Consider the following 19,349-nt stretch of genomic DNA (forward strand, 5'->3'; position numbering starts at 1 on the left):
TTCCTTGAGCGATAGCTCCGAATGCGGAGCTCCGCCGTCTATCAGAGAGGCCCGGCACCGCGGGCTCGCCTGCTGCAATTGGTTCTAGAATCCAATCGCAATCGATGTGGTTGAAGAATACACAATCGACTCTCCTCGCGCGCGAAGACAGCGTTAGAGTTGTGTGAAGTTCGGGCGAAACTATTGTGAAGGATTCAAGCCACGTAAACTTGGGCGTTTACGCGGCTTCAGCATCCCGCAAGCCTCCGCGAAGTGCGAAGGGGATTGCCGCAGGTGGAAGTCATGAGAGAGTGACTTCTCGATTCGTCATCGCGCAACACATGAGATGCGCGACTAAGCCTAGTTCCGAGTGATCGTCTCACTCAAGTTCATCAGCACGCGGCACGCGCTGGTCCACGCGGCGACTTCGATCACTTGTTCGTCGCCCACCGATTTGCTGAGCCCGATGCTGGTGATCTGCTCAGCAGCTGCGGGGTTGGCTTCGTACTCTTGTCGATGTTTCTCGACGAGTGCGAGCACGGCGTCCGCTTCGTCGGGCGAGGCGTCGCGGTTGAGCACGTGATGCCACAACCAGTCGATCCGCTCGCGGTCGCTTCCCTTCGATTCGCCCAGTGCCCGCTGGGCGAGCACGCGGCTCGACTCGACGTACGACGGATCGTTCAAGAGCACAAGTGCCGCGCTCGGGGTGTTCGAAGTGGCCCGCTTCGCCGTGCACTCCTCACGCGAAGGAGCGTCAAACGCCACCATCGCCGGGTGCAAGAACTGCCGCTGCCAGTGCGTATACACACCCCGGCGATACTGCAGCTCGTCGGTCGCCGGCTTGTACTCGCGCTCGGGGAAGTTGAGCTGGGCGTAGTAGCCCGTGGGCTGGTAAGGTCGGCCCGACTCGCCACCCACGGCAAGGTTCAACAGCCCACTCGCGGCTAGCGAGTTGTCTCGGATGTACTCCGCGTCGAGTCGCCAACGACCTTGCCGCGCGACCAGCACGTTCTTCGGATCGAGCTCCATCGACTCGTCAGTGGGAATCGAACTCTGGCGGTAGGCGCTCGAAGTCACCAGCAACCGAATCATCCTCTTGGTGTTCCAGCCCGTGCGAACGTATTCGCTGGCGAGCCAGTCGAGCAACTCGGGGTGGTCGGGGGGCGAGGCCTGCGAGCCGAGGTCAATCAGGCTCTCCGCGATCCCACGGCCATAGAATATCGCCCACAGGCGATTGGTCACCGTCCGCGCCACCAGCGGGTTCTTGCCATCGACCAGCCAATTCGCGAGGTCCAGACGCGTCGCACGGCGACCGCCCGTGTCGATCTGGTCGAGGAAGTGCGGCACCGCGGGCTCCACGATTTCGCCCGTTTCGTCCATCCAGCTTCCGCGATTAAGTACGCGAACCGTGTGCGGCTTCTTGATCGCTTCGGTCACCATCGCTCGCAAGTACTCGCCCTCAAGCTTGGCGCGCTGCGACTTCAGCTCCGCCAGTTGATTGCGCAGCTTCTCCCAATCTGCTGCAATGCGGCCATGGAGCTTCTTCTCGAGTGCAGCAATCTGCACGTCGAGTTCCTTCATCTTCGTGTAAGTCGGAATGGTCCACGCCATGATTTCGGGCGGACGCTCGGTGAACTCGGCGTTACGCGACACCGACTCAAATGACCCATGATGATCCACGTCCGCGAAGAACGCCCCGAGGCTATAGAAATCGCGGAGCGAAATCGGGTCGAACTTGTGGTCGTGGCACTGGGCACAGCCCGTGCTCGCCGCGAGCCATACTTCGCCCACATTCCGCACGCGATCGGCCAAGTGAATCGCCAAGTACTCTTTGTTCTGGGCTCCCCCCTCGTGCGTCGTTTGCAGCAACCGGTTATAGCCGGTCGCGACCTTTTGCCACATTGTGGGATTCTCAACCAAGTCGCCCGCGAGTTGATCGATGGTGAACTGGTCGAAAGGCAGGTTCTCGTTGAACGCATTGATCACGTAGTCGCGGTAAGGAATCGCGGCGTGCATCTGATCGCCGTGATAGCCGACGGTGTTGGCGAATCGAACAAGGTCGAACCACCACTGCGCCATCCGCTCGCCGTAGTGGGGCGATGCCAGCAGCTTGTCGACCAGTCGCTCGTAAGCATCGGGGCGATTGTCCGCTTCAAACTCCGCCACTTCCGCTGCCGTCGGCGGCAAGCCGGTGAGGTCGAAATACAAACGGCGGGCGAGCGTGCGGCGGTCGGCTTCGGGGCTCGGTGACACTCCTTCGCGCTGGTAGCGCTCGTACAAGAAACGGTCGATCGGCGTCCGCGACCACTTATCTTCTTTGTCCTTCGCGGGCTCCACGCGCTCCACCGGCAAGTACGACCATAGCTTCTCGTACTCGGCTCCTTGCTCGACCCACTTCTTCAGCAGCTCGACCTCTTTCTTCGTCAGCGCGGGCTTTTCTGCCGAGGGAGGCGGCATCATCAGGTCGGGGTCGTCCGTCACGATGCGGGCGATTACCTCGCTGTCGTCGGGGGCTCCGGGGACGATCGCCCAGTCGGTGGCTCCTTCGAACGTGTCGAGTCGCAGGTCCGCTTCACGGGATCCGCTGTCCGGACCGTGGCAGCTGAAGCAACGATCGGAAAGGATCGGCCGGATGTCGCGGTTGAACTCGATCTTCTCCTCAGCTGAGGCGGAGGTGGCGAGCAGAACGACGGTGGCGAGGTAGGCGAGGCGGGCGGGCATAAGGCGAGGCAGAAGCGGGGCAAGTGCGGCGAGCCAAGCGAGGCGGTTTCGAGCAGAACTCGAACTCCGCGCGGGCGACTCGGTGGAGGGAGAGCAATCCATCTCTAACTGCATGGTGGGGCTAAGTGCTTTTCCTAAAAGGCTTTGCGCAAGGCATGCGGCTGTCGTTGTGAGCAGCGGTCCTCTACTTCTTAAGCAAAGGGGCATCCTCTCTATATTAGACGTAACTAATCACGGTTTTTTGCGAATTAATCCCGAAATCCCGCCAATTTCGCGTCCTTGGACGTTTTCCGGAGTTGGGAATTGGATTCTTAGCAGCGAGCGGAGCCCTCCACTCTTTTGCACAAAGTTCCCAGTTTCCGTCCGACAAGTCGCACGTTGGCGAAAACGCATTCACTGCGACAAAACGAATTTTTCCTCCACAGGGAGTTGTGGCGTAAAGTGTTGTGCTTCCATGGTTTATGCCGAGACTTAGCAGCGGTCGCCATGGAGTAAAGTCGCAGGGGCAACCCGCAGGTGCGACATTACTTGCCCACGGGGTGGTACCCGAGTGTCATTCTGACGGGAGTAGTGCTCCCGGGAGAATCTCGCCCCTGTGATAGCTGAAAGAATGGCGAGCGAGATCCTTCGGTCGCTGGGGCTCCCTCAGGATGACACGGTCGTGTGCCACGAACTGCGGGCTAGGCAGATGGGCTGACGTTTTTATCTCGTTTTTCAGGTTGTCAAAGAACATACGTCCACTTATTCTGTGGATGTGCACAGTAGAACACACCCAACGCGCAGCTTTCTAGTCGGATTCTCGAAAAAAGTGAAAAAAGTTGTCTCCCTGATTTCACTCGGAAATTGCAAAACAAGCTGTCGATTCTTCGCCCCTCTGGTCGGCTAACTTGTACCTATCCACTTCCGCCACGAATCCATCAAGGAGCTTGCCATGAGCACCGTACCCCATCCCCCGATTGTCTCGCGCGACGAGTGGACCGCGGCCCGCAAAACGCTGCTCGCCCGCGAGAAGGAACTGACCAAGCACTACGACGCCGTGAACGCCGAGCGGCGGCGACTGCCGATGGTGCGGCTTGATAAAGAGTACGAGTTCGATGGACCCGGTGGCCGCGTGAAGCTCGTCGATCTGTTCGAAGGCCGCCGGCAACTGATCGTCTACCACTTCATGTTCGACCCTGAGTGGGAGGAGGGCTGCTCGGGCTGCACTGGGCTTGTCAACGCGATCGGCGACCTGTCGATGCTCGGCGACCGCAACACGTCGTTCGCGCTCGTCTCTCGCGCACCGCTCGCGAAGCTCGAGAAATACAAGAACGAGCAAGGTTGGGCATGGCCCTGGTACTCGTCGTTCGGCAGCGACTTCAACTACGACTTCCACGTGACGCTCGACAACAACATCGTCCAGCTCGAATACAACTACCGCGACCGCGCCGAACTCGAAGCGCGCGAAGAAGCGGAACCCTACTTCACCTCCGGCGAATCGCACGGCCTGAGCGTGTTCTTCGAACTCGACGGCGAGATCTACCACACGTACTCCACCTACGCCCGCGGCTGCGAGAACCTCACGAACTCGTACACGCTGCTGGATAGAACCACGTATGGCCGGCAGGAGGATTTTGAGGACTCGCCCGAGGGGTGGCCGCAGAGGAAGACTTATGGGTGATGCGTGTTGAGTCCGAACACTAAGTGACGGCTGAGTGAGGTGCACGAACGAGGTACTTAGCTTATGATGCTATTCATGAGAAGCCTCGTACTTGCAACCGTCGCCCTGCTTGTTTTTTAGTCGCGTTTGCCCATGATCGTGGTGGATTCAGTTCTGCACATAGATCGCCTAGAGAAGCGGAGGCTTCGAGCCGCCTACTCGGGTGCGAATTGGGCGGTGGCGATAGGGCTGGCAGTGAGTGTGCTATTTGTCGCCCTGTCGGTCGCGACGATAGTCTTCGCAGAGTACTACCCGAATATCTATACGATTGTAGTTAGTGCAGGGGTGTCGGTGGGCTTGATGGCCCTGTCAGCCACTTACGCCGGCCTGAAGTTGCTGACGACGAGGATGCTCCTCGTGGTGCGTGGTCATCGCGTGCGCTATAGGCACACTTCGCTTTTCAAGCGGACTGGTGGTGAGGTGAAAACTAGCCAATGCTCACTCTCAATCGTTGAAGTGGATATAGCTCCGGCGAGCGAACTCTGGCATCGAGTGCTGCTGACAATTGGCGAGAGGGACGGCATTATCGTCCATCTGTTTTCAACCAGTTCACGCGTAAAGGCCGAGGAAGTTCTGGATGAAATAGCCACCTGCACGGGTATCGAGACTGCCGAGAGCGCAGCCTCAAATCTTGACTAATTCCTGATGCACGAGGCTACGTAAGTACGTGGGCTAGCGAGTGGCACGTCAAAAAAGTGGGGATAGACGTTGCCGCTCGGCCGGCGATCAAATCGTTAGTCACTTCGATCCGCGATCATCGATTGAACGATGGAACTCGAAATCCGGTCGAGATGCGAGGGCGGCTAGTGAGTCGTATGTGGCCGTGAGCGTTTGCCCCGATTCCGATAGCCAAATGGTGACGACTCTAGGTACTTCGGACGAGGCACCGGCGGTCGTGATGGAAAGTCTGGGAGGAACCCTCAGCAGCCTACGCGGTTTCGCCTCTATCTCCATCGCCGAAACGATTCTCGAAGGAAAGCGTTGCGGGTGACGCCCACGCTGTGCAAGTATCAATCCTCGACGGCAGAGATAGAGCGTCGCACGATCTCCTCCCAGTCGCCAAGCATCTACCAACCCATGGAGTCCGGCTAGCGCGCCTGAGGCCAACGCCATTATTGGCACCCAGAATAGCAAGTAGAGGCCCCAAGGTTGGCCCTGCTGTAACTTCTCGATAGTTGTTGGAATAACGCCAACGCAAAGAAGTACCGTCATTGTGGCCAATGACGAAAAGGCAAATCGTGCCCCGAGTGTTGGCCACCGAGTGTAGCCATTCAAGCAGAATCGTTGGATGCGAGAGTTCATTCGCAGTTGTTAAGAGTTCAGTTTGCACGCCGCAGACGTTGGAATGTAGAGTAACGAATCGTCGAGGTGCATTGATTGGCAGGACGGTGCACTGCAGGCAGCAGATGAGCGGGTGGAGGTACCGTGATGAGCCACTGACGCTCGACGATAGTTCTGTCAATTCTGCCATACTACCTCTGCGACTGTAGTATATATACTACAGTCGCAGTTCTTGGATCGCTGTCCGGGGTCGGGGACGACCCGGCTCACTGGAGGGCTTCAGCAGGTAGAGCATTTGCCCTCCCCGCGCTTACAGCGCGACCCTCCCGGAGGGAGGGTGCAGGGCGTCGTGGGGCAACACTTCTGCCCTACAAGTTCCCCGCCAGCACGCTCACGTCGACGCCGAAGTACTCCGCTAGGCGGCGGATCATCTGACGGCTGAGGGGTTTTTTGCCGGCTAGAACTTCGGAGAGGGACGACTTCGAGATGCCGGTTTCGCGGTGCAGTTCGGCTTGTGTGACACCCTTGGCGTCGAGCAGGTGGCGGAGCATATCGGCGTCCGAGGCGGGGCCGATCTGCACGTGCTCGTCTTCGTACGACGCGGTCAGATTGCTTAAGGCATCGAGGTAGGCTTCCTGCCCACGGTCCAACTTGCGAGCAGCAAGCAATCGGTCGATGACCTTCTGCGCCGCCGCCAGATGCGCGTCGGAGACGATGGTCGTGAGTGGGAACTCGAGGATGCAGTTCAAGTACGAATCGCGGGCCTTGCCTTGGAAGCGGAATGCGTAAGCGACGGGCATGATCTAGGTTCCTTTAGCGTGAGAAGTGAGTGGGGTCGCATGCCCGTAGTCGCATCTTCGGCTGTCATTAGAAATTCATTCCTCCGTCTGCTTCGGCGGCTTTCTCCACTCCAGCAAGAGAAACGGCAGCGACAGCAGAGTCGCTTCCAAAACGATCACCACTATCGCCGGGATCCACCAGGTGTAGTCGACCTTCATTGGCCAGTGTGCCATCGCGTAATATTGCGGTCCCAGAAGAGTATCTGCCATCGGATAGCAGCTCTTCATGAATCTCTCAAACGGCGTTCGCGCGATACCCATGCTGAAGCCTACTCCGAGCACCACGAAGTAGGCAAATAGGTTGGCAACTACCATTAGAATCGAGAAGCTGATGATCCAACGCATGCGCTACCCATCTATTCCTAGCCAACAAGAAGTCCGCAACCGCACGACCCTGCGTGACGACACTCGTCAGTATACACGAGATGAAAACCTTGTGGCTGTCCGGGGTCGGGGACGACCCGGCTCACTGGGAGCTTTAAGAACTTGGAGCACTTACCCTCCCCACGCTTACAGCGCGACCCTCCCGGAGGGAGGGTGAAGTTAGTGGGGGAGAGCGAAGGATAAGCTACCTACACACAATGATCGTCAAATCATCCGCTTTCGATGGCTGGCCGTCCGCGGCTTCGTTCATGCGTTGGCGGGCGAGGACCTGTAGGGCTTGGCAGGCTTTTTGGACGGGGCCTTTGCGGGCGAGTTCGATGATCTCGGGCAAATGCAAGTTGTCGAACAGGCCGTCGCTGGCGATGAGCACGGTGTCGAGGTCGGAGAGTTGGCGTTCGGATCCGATCTCGATGCGGATGTCAGGGGTTCCTACGACGTTCGATACCACGTGGCGGTGTTCGTGGTGGATGGCGTCGGCGGCGTCGATCAGGCCGGCTTCGACGCCGTAGCCTACCGGCGAGTGGGCGGTGGTTTGCAGTTTGACTTTGCCTCGCTGGCCGAAAGCCAGGATCGCCGAGTCGCCGACGTGGTAGGGGCGGATGGTGCTGCCGGTGAGTTCGATGACGGCGAGCGTGGTTGCCGCGCCGCGGCCAAGTTCCAACACGTCGCGATTGGCGGCTTCGATGCCGTTGAGGATCGCCGTGCGTAGTTCGGAGAGCTCGGGGTCGCACTGCTGGACGGCGAGTTTGAGCCGGCGGACCGCGAGTGCTGAGGCTTCTTCGCCGAGGGCTTGGCCGCCGAGTCCGTCGGCGACGACCAGCACGGCGCTGTTTTCGCCCCAGGGAATGATGGCGGCGGAGTCTTCGTTGGGAGTGTCTTTGCCGGGCGAGCGCTGTGAGAGCACGGCGATACGCCTACCGGCAACGGCGTGCACGTCCGGCGACTCCATGTTGGAGGCGGTGTAGAGCTTCGCGCGTTCTAGCACCTTGTCGTCCGGTGCTCCCGCGACTAGCGGACCGTCTTGAGCGCCTTGGTGCACCATGGGCAGTAACTCCAGTAATCCCCCGCCACGCCCCAGCCACAACGCTGGCAACTGTGTTTCGAACCGCTGAGTTGCCAACGGCGTCGCACTTTCGTTTGGCACCAGGGGCAGTAACGCATGAAGGGCATCAGGACCTTGCGCGAGCATTTGAGGTTGCCGCACTTGGCCGTGTATCGCTTGTCGGGGTATTGTCGCTCGGATTCGGGTTCGAAGCCAGGACCGTAGCACCAGGGACAGTAAACCCAGTCGAGTTTCATGCCGCGGTGGCAACGTGGGCAACATTGGGGGAATTTGGTCGTGTCGTTGTGCCGGGGGCGCTTCTTGCCGCACCAGGGGCAACCGTGCATTGCCTCGGACACGGGGCCCGCGCAGTGGTGGCACTCGTAGTTGGTCTCGAGCTCCGCACCGAACAGCTTCAGGAATTGCTTGCGCTGGACGGCCCGCCAGTCTTTGGCGCGCTTGGTGGTCGAGCCGGTGCTGGTGGTCTTGCCACCGACCTTGAGCGCCCGGGTGCGGATGGCGTCGTAGGCGGCTTCCATTTGCACGGCGTCGCGGAAACGCTTGCGGGCGTCGGGCTCCATCGCGCGGCGGAGCAGCGAGATCATGTCGGGGTGCACCTTGGTGCGAAGCCGATCGTACCCAATAGGGGGCCACTCGTACGGGAACTTTGGCAGCTTGCCGGTGAGCATGCGGTAGAAGGTGATGCCGAGCGAGAAGACATCGGCCCGCGGCGAGACGTGCCCCATCGCTTGCTCGGGGGCGACGTACCCTAACGTCCCCGCGCCCGAGCCTTGCAGCGTGTGGAGCGCGACCCGGGCGATGCCAAAGTCCGTGAGGCGAATGCGATCGCCCGGGAACATGACGAAATTGTCGGGCTTGATGTCGCAGTGAATGATCCGCTCGCTATGGGCGTAGCTCACGGCGGCGAGCATCTGGTCGGCGTAGTCGAGCGCGAGCTTGGGGGAGAGCCGCCGCTGTAGCCGGTCGTCGAGACTCTCTTCGCCCAGGGCCGTGATGATGACGAACTTGCCATCGATGTAATCGGCGTACTTGAGCGGCAGGATATTGGGGTGATCGAGCCGGGCGACGAGGCGGACTTCCTGGCGGAACTCTTCGAGCGTCTCGGAGTTCAGCAGATGCGCGTAAGGCATCTTGAGGGCCACGCGTATGCCCTCGATGGTATCGCGCGCCTGGTACACCACCGCAAAGCCGCCTTCGGCGATCTTGCGCTCGATGATGTACTTACCAAATCGCTGGCGAGCGCGAAACATACGGAGGAGAAGGCGGAAGTTTGAAGGAGGAAGGGGAAATGAAAGTACGCAGGGCCAGCGGGGAGAACCTCCCCCCGTTCCGCCTTTCTACTCCCGCCTTCAATTATACCATCGGTTCGGGATGTCCAACCTGTTTCCGTGTGTGTCCGCCTTGCAATAGGCGGAAACCAATGTCCGACCGGATAAATCCGAACAAGCTGGCCACGATGGCTACCAGGACACCCACGGTGAGGGCCCTATTATAGTCAACGGCGACAAAAACGGCCCCTTGGCCAGGCTCGAACTGGTCTCGGATGGCGGTGAGTTCCTCGGGGAGCGGAGGAGCAGTCGGCAGGCCGTAGCGCTCGGCCAAGCTGACGATGTCGATGACGTTGATCACCGGGACACCCAGCTTGCTGAAGCGAGGCATTACGCCGTCCAGCTCCGGTGGCATGCGCATGGGAGGCCGCATGTTGAGGCCAGCGTCGAACAGCTTTTTGCCGAGGCTGGTACCTGCGGAGACGGCACCACCGCCGACGTTGATGTAGGCCCTAATGGCTTGAAGTCCGGCCTCCTCGCGCATCAGTCTCATGCGTTCGTCGACGGCGCCGGTGAAGTCGTTGGCGATGATCATGGGCAGGTCACAGCGTTCGATAGCGGCCTGAATGGCGACGATTCCCTCGGGCGAGAGGTTCTTGCCGCTGTCCTCGTCACCACCGATCGAGGCGGCGAGCGAACGGTGTTCGATGATGCCTTGGTCGTAGAGGAGTTTCTCCATGTCGATCCACATGAACTCGGGCAGGTTCGCGCCCCATTGCGAGGCGGCACCGCTAGAGATGATGAGCGGCGTCGCACCGATGGTCTCGATGGCCGTGATCGTGCAGACGTTGAGGGCTGGGAACGAGCCGGAGAGTCCCACGCCGACCATATCGCCTTCCTTGACGCCGGCCCGCATGAGCATGTCGACCAGCACGGCGGCGAAGTTGGGGTTGGCGGAGGTTTGCTTGCTCGGGAGCACGCCGTTGACGCTGGTGATGACCGACATGTTGATGCCGATCAGCCCGGTCTCGAGCGGATCGTAGGCCGGATCGATTTCCTTGACCTTCATCCGCTGCTTCTTGATCTCGTTGAATGCCCGATCGGCCGTTTCGGTGGCGGCGATCTTTAGGTCGAAGTAGGGCTGCTCGCGATCCACGCGGAGCCGCTCGACCATCAACATGCCAACGCCCGAGAGCAGCGCAATGAGCATGAGCGCCGGACGCGAGACAGCCTTGGGACGCCAGATTACTTTTTTCATGCGATTGGGGAGGCGTTGATAGTTGGGAAGTGATCGAGAGTTTTTTGGTGTGCCTCCGGTCGCTTACGCTCCCGGCTCGCCTGTACGTTTACAGGAGGTTTAGTTCGATGCCGAAGATCAGGATCAGCACTAGGCGAATCGCCACGGCGGCGGTGAGCAGGGCGCACAGCGTCTCGATCCAGCCTTGGCGATCGAACCAGATGGCGATCAGGCCGGGGATAATGTAGCCGATCACTTGGAACTGCGTCATCTCGTTGGCCAGCGGCTCGACGGTGGTGATCAGTTCCATCGGGATGTAGTTAAACAGCATCCGGACCAGATAGCCCACCAGGATCATCAGCACCGTACGGCGGCGACCGTAGACAATGATGAACGTGCTCATCAGGTAGACGATCAGGTAGGTGGCGAGCGCCGCCAGGATGGTCAGGATCACGTCGATCGGGCGATTGAGGGCCACGGCAAAGTAGCCCGGCACGACCATACCACCGGCCGCCAAGCCAAAGAGCTCGGAGAACAGCAGGCTGACGGCGAGTCCGATGCCGATCGCGACGCTAAGTAATTCGACCATGATTATCTAAACGAGAGTTTATCTGCGGGAGTTGGTTTACTTGAAAACGGTCTCGGTGCTGCGGTTGGCGAAGTAGCGAACGACTTCGAGGCCAATGCCACCGATGTTCGCCATGCCCATCGCCAGCGACGACCGGCCGGAGAGTTCGATGATGGTTTCAAAGATTTCTTCGACGCGGCGATTCTCGGCGAACACGAGCTTCAACGGATCGAGACCAGCGTCGGTGGCTGCTTTGCCGAAGATGTAGGTACCCGAGCCGATCAGCACGTAATAGTCGGCCGGTGCCCAATCAACCACGATGCGACCGAGCTGCTGCGAGCGGTCGGGGCGGTCGGCGCGGCAATTAAACACGGCGATGCGTCGTTCGACGTCGGCGTAGCGTTCGAGGGCCATATCCCAGATACGTTCGGTCGACTCCGGGTCGTTGGCCGCAAAGCCGTTGACGAAGTTGATCCGCCGGCCGAAGAAGTCCATCTCGTGAGCGGTCATCGCCCCCGGATCGGGCTTGGCTTTCCACATGCCTTGGAGGGCGACGCCACGTTCGATGCCCATGTCGGCACACACTCGCAGGGCGAGGGCGACGTTCTCGGCGTGTTCGACGTACGGGAAGTTGACGAGTTCGAGCGGCGTAATGCGGTTGACTTCTTCCAGCGTCACGCCGATGCACTCGGTGCCACGCTGGGCGCAGACTTCTTGAAAGATGTCGAGGTGGTCGCGCTCAGCGGTGAACAGCTTTCCCTTGATGGGAATCATGCCGGCGAGCGCCTTGGCGACATCGCGCTCGGTGGGGCCCATCACGTCGAGGTGGTCTTCGCGGGCGTTGGTGATCACGGCGTGCGTGGCGCGGACGATGCGGTTCTCGCACAGCCACTGCAAATAAGGGATGAGCGCCATGCACTCGATCACCAGACCATCGGCACCGGCTTCGACGGTAGCTTCGACGATGCGAAGCTGCTCGATGACGTTGGCACGCGAGGGACGGAACACCGGGTACTCGGTGCCGTCGGGCAGGATCATCCGCGGCAGTGTGCCGGTGGTCTTGCAGCAGGTGCGGACACCGCCGGCGCGCATGCCCGCGGCGATGAGTCGGGCGACGCTCGACTTGCCACGGGTGCCGTTAACGTGCACACGGGTTTTGATTTGTGCGAGTCGGCGTCGGTGGGAATACGATTCCACCAGACCTCCGGCCGCGAGCAAACCGGTGGTGGCCAACAAAATGGCAGCGGCGGACATCGAGGTCGTATAACCCTAATTGGGGGCCAGGTCGACCGGCCATGGTGGGCGATCGGCAGGCTCTGGATGGGATGGAAAGTTGCTAGCGGCTCGGCGGCAACGTACGCCGGTGAGCGACTTTGCGCAAAATGTATCGGCAACTAAGTGCCATGACAAGCGGAGGTTAGGCAGGGTAGGGCGAACCTTACCGGCTGTCGAGGTCGTAGCTGTCGCAACAGTTATCGACCGGCGGGGCAAAAGACTCTACAATAGAGTAGAAGTGGCAGCCGACCTGCCAGTGGACCCGCGGGATACTGCGTGGTCCAATAAAAAGTCGGCGAAACTTATTTCCGCGGCTTGCGTACTAATAAGTATGTTCTCAAAGCGATATCGACGCTGGACGGCCTGCCTCGCTCTTTTGAGCGCGCTGGGGCTGTCGTTGTCGGTGTTTGCAAATCGCCCGCCCTGTGCGTGTGCGATGAAGGAAGCCGTCGCTAGCACCCCCGCCTGCCCGCATTGCGCCAAGATCGAATCCGCCAGCACCGCGGCAGACAACTGCTGTCAGGGCAAGCACGGCGTTAAGAACGACTGTGAATGCCCCTGCTGCGATAGCTCCCCCGCCGATCAGCCACTCGTCGTGACCGCGGCGACGGTTCTGCTGCCAGTCGGTGCTGACCTGGCGCTGTTTGTCGACACGGCCGACTATTCTCTACCAGCATTGCACGCTAGCTTCGCCACCCGAGGTTGGCGAGAACGGCAATTGGTGCTACACGAAGCACCGCGGCTCGAACGTCTCTGCCGCTGGATCATTTGATTTGCTCGGAGCGACAGTTCCTTCATGGAATTGGTGCGCTCCTGCGATGCGTTTCAAGTGTTTCCAATTTCTTCTCAAGCGCAGAAAGACTTCTACCATGAAATCGATGATTCTGTTCGCGGTGATTGCTGCCGCGATTTCCACCGGTGCCTACGCACTGCAAGGTGATACCGCCGACTCGGCGGCCACCGGGGCCTCGGCCAAGTGCAAGTGTGGCGACAACTGCAAGTGCGATCCGTGTGAATGCCCGAAGACCGAGGCCGTTGCCTTGGCTGCGTGCAAGTGCGGTGAGGATTGCAAGTGCGACCCGTGCAAGTGCCCGAAGACCGAGGCCGTTGCCTTGGCCGCGTGCAAGTGCGGTGAGGATTGCAAGTGCGACCCATGCAAGTGCCCGAAGACCGAGGCGGTAGCCTTGGCGACTTGCCCGTGCCCAAACTGTGGCGAGAAAGAGTGCGCTGATTGCCAGTGCACCGACTGCCAGTGCCCGAGCTGCGACTGCGGCAAGTGCACGGAAGCCTGCCCTTGCGAGAAGTGCGATTGCACCGACTGCAAGTGCGGCGAAGCTACTGAGGTAGCCGCGCAGCCCACCACCCGCAGCTAGACGCTCTTGCTAGTTGAGTAACCTACAGCCCCTCGCAAGCCAAATTGGTTTGCGAGGGGTTTTTCGTGCGCGGGATTTACCATGGACCCCCGGGAGGGCCGCCGGTTGGGAGGCTACCAGCCCCTCGAGCAGTCAGATGGCGTCCGGGGCATGGTCGCTCGCCGGCCGGCTTTTTTTCGGGCACTCTGCGGCAAGTACCATGGGGCCATTCTGGGGCATTCGATCACCTGCCGACTGGCATTTCGTCCGCACTTAGTTTGCCGTGCGAATCGAACAGATCGAGCTTACCGTGGCGCAACTTTCCTCAGGTAAAGGTTGTAGGGTACCCCCCATTTGAGCATGGTGGCTTTCCGAAGATTCAAGATCAGCACGTCTTCGACACCTCTTCGATGTTATAGATCCCTTAGAGGTCTTTTGGTGTGTTTCTGTCTGCCCCCGCTTGAGGAGATCACCATGGCTAACGAAGCGATATTTGATTCCGCTGCCCCGGCAACCGAAGATCGCAATGCGACGACCGTCTATCGTCAGATTCCCATCTCGGCGCTCCCCCTCAATAGCACCCTGCCTTGTGCGGTGCATGGTCCCGATGGGGTCAAACTGATTGCCGCCGGCATTCAGATCACGGATGCTTTCCTCAATCGCCTCAAGGCACGCAACATCAAGAAGGTGTTGGTTTCCGAGTCGGCATTCGACAAGGTGGTGCCGCAGCTAACACCGCCGAGTTCCACGTCTGGCTTTGCGTGCCCCAACTGCATGAACAGTTTGCCGCTCCGCGAGGCGGCCAACGACGAGTGGTCGGCCACGTGGTTGTGCAAGAAGTGCAACACGCAGTTTCGCGGGCACTTGGATCCACAGCTAGCGCAGAAGTGTGGTCAGAACGTGGGCATCTTGCGCTTCCCGATTCGAAAGGACCACCTGATCCATCCCCCCGTCGCGATCACGCAGGCTATCAATACAATGGTCCCCAAGCCCTACGCGGGGCCCGAGCGCCGCGAGAACACGCGAATGCGTATCACGATGCCGGTGGCGGCTGTGCCGCTCGACGAGTTTCTGCATCCCGTTGGCCAGCCCGGCATGCTGATCACCCGCGACATCTCGGTGACCGGCATCGCGCTACTGCACGACGAACCGTGGCGTCCGAAGTACATGGTGGTCGAACTACCGGCGGTGCATCCTCATGTGCCGCTGCAGCTAGTGGTCGAAGTGCTGCGGTGCAAACCAATCGAATCGCTGTACGAAATCGCCGGGCGATTTGTGATGCGACCGATGGTTTAGAGGTGCCAAGCGGGTGGCGAGGTCAACAATATTTACGCGGTGGATCGACGGTGGAAAGAGGGGGAGAGGATGCGAAGCGAACCGGAGGTCAGCGGTATCACCCCTTACCGCTCGTTGGCCTCCGCCGCGTCCTTCTTCCCCTCTTTCACCATCTCGGCGGCTTGCTTGCGGTCGTCCCCTTCCGGCTGCGGCCGAGTCGCCTCGTAACCTTCGAGCGTAAATTCGGCGAGAAACCCAAAGTGATCGGACCCCGGCGTATCGAGGCGTTCCAGCCGGACGACGCGGGCACTTGCCGGAAGAAAGACGTGGTCGATCGGAAAGCGAAACAGCGGATGGTGGGCGTGGTACGTGTTATAAAGCCCGCGACCAACTCGTGGATCTTTGAGGCCACTCATTCTTTGAAACAACCGCGTGGTGTGGCTCCACGCCACGTCGTTGAAGTCGCCGGTGACGATCCAGTCGTCGGCTTTGTGCTCGGCAATGTGCTTGGCGACGAGCATCAGCTCGGCATCGCGGATGCGGCTATCGTGCCGGCCATCGGCGTGACGCTGCTCCAGTCCGGGTGGCGTCGGATGTAGTCCAATGAAGTGCGCGCGGCGACCCTCGGCGTATTCGAAGTCGGCGAAGATCGACGCCCGATCCTCGGAAACCAAATGACGCACCTCGGTGTCGTGTAGAGGAAACTTGCTCCAAAGCGCGATGCCGAGCCCTTTGTCACGCACCACGTCCTCGCGATAGGGATAGTCGTCGGTGAGCGGCGCAAGCCCTTTCGCCCACGCCTCGTCGTATTCCATGAGTAGCAGCAACTGAGCGTCGAGCTTGCGGAGGGCTTCGAGCGTTGGTTGCTTTTCGGCGTTGTCGAATTGCAAGTTAATCACCGCCACCGTGATCGACGGGTCGTCGGTGTCCGTGGCGTCGGGAACCTCGCGCGGCCACAGTGGCGTGTACCACGCAACGTGGCTCAGTTGCCAACCAAGAACCGCGAGGCCCAGCACGCTCCAGATCGCGACGGCCGTGGTGCTAGGAAGGGCAGTGTAAGCTCCCCAAAACGCCAGCAAGGCGAGCAGCGTGATCCCCACCACTTGCAGACGCGGGAAGTCGAACAGTCGCACCGTCCACGCTCCCACCGGAAACAGTGGTAGCACCGAGGCCACGACCATCAGCGCGAGGAGAACACGGGCAACAATAGAAACCACGAACATAGGGCGAGGTTACTCGGGGTAATCGGGACCCTGCGATTGTAGCAGGCGAGTGACGTTCGCCCAATCACCAAGCTACCGCCTTGAGCGCATAAAACAGCCCGCCAGTGAGTGCGAAGGGAAAACGCACCCACCGACGGGCTTCCACGCAGTGCAGTTGGGAGTTGGCAGTCGGAAGTTGGGAGACCGCAACCTACTCACCTACTCACTCTGCCACTCATCTCCAATCGAGCACTCCGAACAGGCCTTCGCGGTTGCGGACCTTCTCCGGCAGGGCTAGCAAGCGGTCGCGGTAGATGCTCAGCATCACCGCCACGGCGAAGAACGCTCCACCACCGATCATCATGTAGACCGAGGCATTCTGCAGTTGGAGGTTTACGAGCGTGACCAGACTCAACACCCAAACGGTCGTCACGGTCGCACCGACGAACGTTGTGGCCCGCATCCGGCATACAACGCCGGCACCTAGCAGCGCAAGTCCTGCCAGCAACGCACCTACTTCGTTTGGCACAACAGTCCATACGGGATGGTAGTCGCCGATGCGTTGGGCGAGCATGCCGATTGTCAGCGGGATGGCGACCAGCAAGCTACCCGCGAAGATGTGCAGGTCCACGGCTGGGTCGCGAATCTCGCCTTCTCGCTTCCAGCGAATGTGGCCCGCAGCCAGTAGCAAGGTACCCGCGGCAACCAGGATCAACTCGCCACGTTCCCACATGCTGAGTCCCAGCATCATGTTAGCGACCAGCACCCCGGCGAGCACATGCAGCCCAGCCAAGGTTCGCGATGTGGTCTTCCAGTCCTTCGACTTAGTGAGCACCGAGGCGATCACCGCGGCGATGGCTTGGCCCGCCGCGAGGGTTACCAACCCCCACTCTGCATTGTCGCCCAGCACACGGCCGAGCGTCATTAACAAACCGCCTCCAGCGCCAAGCGTTACCAAGCTTGCGCCGAGCGTGGTCAGCAGGTGCGTCGGTTGGTCGGCTTCCTGCTTGCGGCGTCCGATGGCCATAACACCGAGGCCCACGACCGACGCCGCCACGATAGCCGAGTACTCGGCTAGACCCACGGCGGTGAGCAATTGCCACACGGCGGCGCATCCGCTGAGTCCCGCCGCCACGGCGGGGAGCAACGTCTTCTGTCGCAGCGAGCCTGCCATCAGTAAGCCAGCCGCAGCAGCGTAGAACGCAGCGAGGGTGTAATTGTCGGCAACCATCACCTCGCCAGTTATTCCGGTCACCGCGGCGATCGAAACGGTAAGCAGGAACATTGTGGCCGCGTAGCCAGCGTACGACAGATCGGCGAGCGGGCCATCGCCGCGACCAAAGCGCCCGGCAACTTCCATCGCTATCGGAACAAGCAGCAAGATCGGGAGCAGCAAGGCGAGCGACTCGACGCCGGCCATGGTGGCCCCCGTAGCGACAACCGCCATCGCGGGGATCGCGGCGGCCTGCATCCACACCTTGGCGTGATCGCCAAGACCCCGCTGGCGAGCCACCCGTGCGGCCATCATCGCCGCGCCGGCGGTCATCGTCATCGCGATGGCGTACAGGGGATCGAGCAGAAAGCCCGCTTCGCTGCTCACCGGCACCAACAGGCCACGCACCAAAGCGACCGTGCCCCACAGCGAGGCAATCGCGGTGCAGAGCGCCCCGACGCTGCCGAGAGCCGTGCCCATCGGATCGACTTCCTCGGTCGTGCGACTCCAAAACGACGTAGCGATGTAGGCCAACAGCCCCGTGCTAGCCATCACGATCAGCCACAAACTTTCAGTCGCCGGCACGTTCAGCAGGTCGAGTAGTATGACTTCGCTCCACACGAGCGCCAGAACCGACGACCAAGCGTACCGGCGACTGGTGGGGCTCACCACGATCTGCGAGTAGGCGTAGGTGTAGGTGCCCAAGAGTGCGAGTAGCAGGGCGGTGAGCTTCGAACCGATGACGGTCGAGACCTTCGGAGCGTGTTCGAGATACTGCGCGAAGACCGTTTCGTAGAAATCGCCCACCAGACGGCCACCCAGTAGCACCGCAAGGCCCGCTCCCATGGCAACATGCCCCGCGATGAAGAACGCCCGGCCGAAGTTGGCGCGATTAAAGGGACCCTCGCCCGTGTGGAACAGCCTCTCGACATGGATGCAGATCGCGCCCAGCAAAACGAGGAACGTCGAGGGGCCAAGCACGGACCAGAAGCGATCGACCGCGTCATCGGCGAGAAACAGTAGCCCTGTCATCGCAACACCCGCGACTAGTGCGTAGACGAACTTCGCGTCCTTGAGTAGTCTCGCGATGCCCGCGTAGATGGCGCAGCAGACTAGCGCTGGAACCCAGAGGGGCTCGCCTTTGCGGATCGAAATAAGGTCCTGAGCGTCGTAGAACCAAAGGTTAAGTGGTAGCGCAAGGCAGGCGAGGAGCGTCATGGCTCGCCCGGCGGTTTGGTAACGCGTGTAGCGGACCAGCGCCGCACCGCCGGCGAGGACGCCGAGGTTCACGGCGGCCATCGAACACGCTACCACTATCGGATTCTCAAACACGCCCACCGACCACAACCAGATCACGAGGCCGAGCATCAGGAGCGCGCCGCCCGTGATCATCAGCGCTTGCAGGCTTCGGGGATCGAGCAAGTACTCCATGAGGCTACGCCCCGGCGGTGCTTCGCTTGGCGGCGTGCCCTCAACTGGCGCGGCGGTGTAGTTGAGAGTCTTCTCCACTTCTGCCAACTTACGGCGTACGTCGGCGACTAACGATTGAGCCTGCACCATGGTCAAACGCTCTTGGCTCGCTTGTCGGCGGACTTCTTGCTCGGCAAAAACCAAGTTCCGCCGCTCGGTTTCCAATACTTGGTGCTCAGGGGCACAGAGGCGCGCGGGGGGGAGGACGCTCGTGTAGTCGACGTCGGGGACAAGTTCGGCGGCCCACTTGTTGTAGACATCCGTGATCCGTTCCCGCTGCGTCGGGGTGACTAGCCCGGTTTCCTGCCAGGCGGTTAATTGAGTACGGAAGTGGTCGATCGCGGCGATCAACTCGTGGTAGGTGCGGCTCATCTTTTTTCCCTTTCAATCGAAGCCCTGCTGAGCGGGCGGTGCGTGGTGGGACGCGTGGAGGTGTCCCGTTCGTCACCTCGCTAAAGCAAGAGGGATGCCAGCGTTCTAAGAAAAGTCGCAAGTTGCTTGTGGAGAATGGTTTGCGATTATT

15 protein-coding genes are annotated in these 19,349 nt (G+C 60.5%); 5 read left to right on the forward strand and 10 right to left on the reverse strand.

Features of this window, described 5'->3' with window-relative positions:
• Positions 1-339: 339 nt before the first annotated feature.
• The gene (locus tag SH292x_RS04415; protein WP_442484371.1) at positions 340-2,700 is read right to left on the reverse strand and encodes a DUF1553 domain-containing protein; all 2,361 of its coding nucleotides are present in this window, start codon (positions 2,698-2,700) and stop codon (positions 340-342) included.
• A gap of 931 nt (positions 2,701-3,631) precedes the next feature.
• Here SH292x_RS04415 and SH292x_RS04420 point away from each other — a divergent pair.
• Both SH292x_RS04420 and SH292x_RS04425 read left to right on the forward strand, forming a co-directional pair.
• On the forward strand, positions 3,632-4,360 hold the full coding sequence (locus SH292x_RS04420; protein WP_442484372.1) for a DUF899 domain-containing protein: 729 nt from the start codon (positions 3,632-3,634) through the stop codon (positions 4,358-4,360).
• 132 nt (positions 4,361-4,492) lie between these two features.
• Positions 4,493-5,038, forward strand: coding sequence for a hypothetical protein (locus SH292x_RS04425; RefSeq protein ID WP_442484373.1), 546 nt, complete (start codon positions 4,493-4,495; stop codon positions 5,036-5,038).
• A 1,010-nt stretch (positions 5,039-6,048) separates the two neighbouring features.
• Here SH292x_RS04425 and SH292x_RS04430 read toward each other — a convergent pair.
• From SH292x_RS04430 to pgsB, 7 genes are all read right to left on the reverse strand, one after another.
• Complete coding sequence (locus SH292x_RS04430) at positions 6,049-6,480, reverse strand: helix-turn-helix domain-containing protein (protein ID WP_442484374.1); 432 nt, start codon at positions 6,478-6,480, stop codon at positions 6,049-6,051.
• A 75-nt stretch (positions 6,481-6,555) separates the two neighbouring features.
• Entirely contained in the window at positions 6,556-6,864 is a 309-nt protein-coding gene (locus SH292x_RS04435) for a hypothetical protein (protein WP_442484375.1), read from the reverse strand.
• A gap of 223 nt (positions 6,865-7,087) precedes the next feature.
• Entirely contained in the window at positions 7,088-7,945 is an 858-nt protein-coding gene (locus SH292x_RS04440) for a PP2C family protein-serine/threonine phosphatase (protein WP_442484376.1), read from the reverse strand.
• Positions 7,912-9,216, reverse strand: coding sequence for a serine/threonine protein kinase (locus SH292x_RS04445; RefSeq protein WP_442484377.1), 1,305 nt, complete (start codon positions 9,214-9,216; stop codon positions 7,912-7,914). Before SH292x_RS04445 ends, SH292x_RS04440 begins: the two co-directional genes overlap by 34 nt.
• A 103-nt stretch (positions 9,217-9,319) precedes the next feature.
• Complete coding sequence (gene pgsW, locus SH292x_RS04450) at positions 9,320-10,492, reverse strand: poly-gamma-glutamate system protein (RefSeq protein WP_442484378.1); 1,173 nt, start codon at positions 10,490-10,492, stop codon at positions 9,320-9,322.
• 88 nt (positions 10,493-10,580) lie between these two features.
• Complete coding sequence (pgsC, locus tag SH292x_RS04455; RefSeq protein WP_442484379.1) at positions 10,581-11,060, reverse strand: poly-gamma-glutamate biosynthesis protein PgsC; 480 nt, start codon at positions 11,058-11,060, stop codon at positions 10,581-10,583.
• A gap of 36 nt (positions 11,061-11,096) precedes the next feature.
• The gene (pgsB, locus tag SH292x_RS04460; RefSeq protein WP_442484380.1) at positions 11,097-12,293 is read right to left on the reverse strand and encodes a poly-gamma-glutamate synthase PgsB; all 1,197 of its coding nucleotides are present in this window, start codon (positions 12,291-12,293) and stop codon (positions 11,097-11,099) included.
• Positions 12,294-12,750: 457 nt separating this feature from the next.
• Here pgsB and SH292x_RS04465 point away from each other — a divergent pair, with 457 nt between their 5' ends.
• The 3 genes from SH292x_RS04465 (at position 12,751) to SH292x_RS04475 (ending at position 14,962) form a co-directional block, all read left to right on the forward strand.
• Positions 12,751-13,086, forward strand: a complete 336-nt coding sequence (locus SH292x_RS04465) for a hypothetical protein (protein ID WP_442484381.1) — start codon at positions 12,751-12,753, stop codon at positions 13,084-13,086.
• A gap of 97 nt (positions 13,087-13,183) precedes the next feature.
• Positions 13,184-13,687: a hypothetical protein gene (locus SH292x_RS04470; protein WP_442484382.1), complete on the forward strand. Its 504-nt coding sequence runs from the start codon at positions 13,184-13,186 to the stop codon at positions 13,685-13,687.
• 453 nt (positions 13,688-14,140) lie between these two features.
• A complete protein-coding gene (locus SH292x_RS04475) occupies positions 14,141-14,962 on the forward strand; it encodes a PilZ domain-containing protein (RefSeq protein ID WP_442484383.1) in 822 nt (273 codons plus the stop codon).
• 104 nt (positions 14,963-15,066) lie between these two features.
• On the opposite strand, the gene SH292x_RS04480 is transcribed toward SH292x_RS04475, so the two are convergent.
• Together SH292x_RS04480 and SH292x_RS04485 are read right to left on the reverse strand one after the other, a co-directional pair.
• A complete protein-coding gene (locus tag SH292x_RS04480) occupies positions 15,067-16,164 on the reverse strand; it encodes an endonuclease/exonuclease/phosphatase family protein (RefSeq protein WP_442484384.1) in 1,098 nt (365 codons plus the stop codon).
• A gap of 214 nt (positions 16,165-16,378) precedes the next feature.
• Positions 16,379-19,198, reverse strand: a complete 2,820-nt coding sequence (locus SH292x_RS04485) for a hypothetical protein (RefSeq protein ID WP_442484385.1) — start codon at positions 19,196-19,198, stop codon at positions 16,379-16,381.
• Between the last annotated feature and the right edge of the window lie 151 nt (positions 19,199-19,349).

The organism is Aeoliella fuhlenseeensis, from assembly GCF_052161615.1.
In the GTDB taxonomy this organism is placed as follows: domain Bacteria; phylum Planctomycetota; class Planctomycetia; order Pirellulales; family Lacipirellulaceae; genus Aeoliella.

Excerpts from the sequence above, each read along its gene's own strand:
- SH292x_RS04415 (WP_442484371.1), bottom strand. The coding sequence starts at position 2,700 with ATGCCCGCCCGCCTCGCCTACCTCGCCACCGTCGTTCTGCTCGCCACC.
- SH292x_RS04420 (WP_442484372.1), top strand. The coding sequence starts at position 3,632 with ATGAGCACCGTACCCCATCCCCCGATTGTCTCGCGCGACGAGTGGACC.
- SH292x_RS04425 (WP_442484373.1), top strand. The coding sequence starts at position 4,493 with ATGATCGTGGTGGATTCAGTTCTGCACATAGATCGCCTAGAGAAGCGG.
- SH292x_RS04430 (WP_442484374.1), bottom strand. The coding sequence starts at position 6,480 with ATGCCCGTCGCTTACGCATTCCGCTTCCAAGGCAAGGCCCGCGATTCG.
- SH292x_RS04435 (WP_442484375.1), bottom strand. The coding sequence starts at position 6,864 with ATGCGTTGGATCATCAGCTTCTCGATTCTAATGGTAGTTGCCAACCTA.
- SH292x_RS04440 (WP_442484376.1), bottom strand. The coding sequence starts at position 7,945 with ATGGTGCACCAAGGCGCTCAAGACGGTCCGCTAGTCGCGGGAGCACCG.
- SH292x_RS04445 (WP_442484377.1), bottom strand. The coding sequence starts at position 9,216 with ATGTTTCGCGCTCGCCAGCGATTTGGTAAGTACATCATCGAGCGCAAG.
- pgsW (WP_442484378.1), bottom strand. The coding sequence starts at position 10,492 with ATGAAAAAAGTAATCTGGCGTCCCAAGGCTGTCTCGCGTCCGGCGCTC.
- pgsC (WP_442484379.1), bottom strand. The coding sequence starts at position 11,060 with ATGGTCGAATTACTTAGCGTCGCGATCGGCATCGGACTCGCCGTCAGC.
- pgsB (WP_442484380.1), bottom strand. The coding sequence starts at position 12,293 with ATGTCCGCCGCTGCCATTTTGTTGGCCACCACCGGTTTGCTCGCGGCC.
- SH292x_RS04465 (WP_442484381.1), top strand. The coding sequence starts at position 12,751 with ATGAAGGAAGCCGTCGCTAGCACCCCCGCCTGCCCGCATTGCGCCAAG.
- SH292x_RS04470 (WP_442484382.1), top strand. The coding sequence starts at position 13,184 with ATGAAATCGATGATTCTGTTCGCGGTGATTGCTGCCGCGATTTCCACC.
- SH292x_RS04475 (WP_442484383.1), top strand. The coding sequence starts at position 14,141 with ATGGCTAACGAAGCGATATTTGATTCCGCTGCCCCGGCAACCGAAGAT.
- SH292x_RS04480 (WP_442484384.1), bottom strand. The coding sequence starts at position 16,164 with ATGTTCGTGGTTTCTATTGTTGCCCGTGTTCTCCTCGCGCTGATGGTC.
- SH292x_RS04485 (WP_442484385.1), bottom strand. The coding sequence starts at position 19,198 with ATGAGCCGCACCTACCACGAGTTGATCGCCGCGATCGACCACTTCCGT.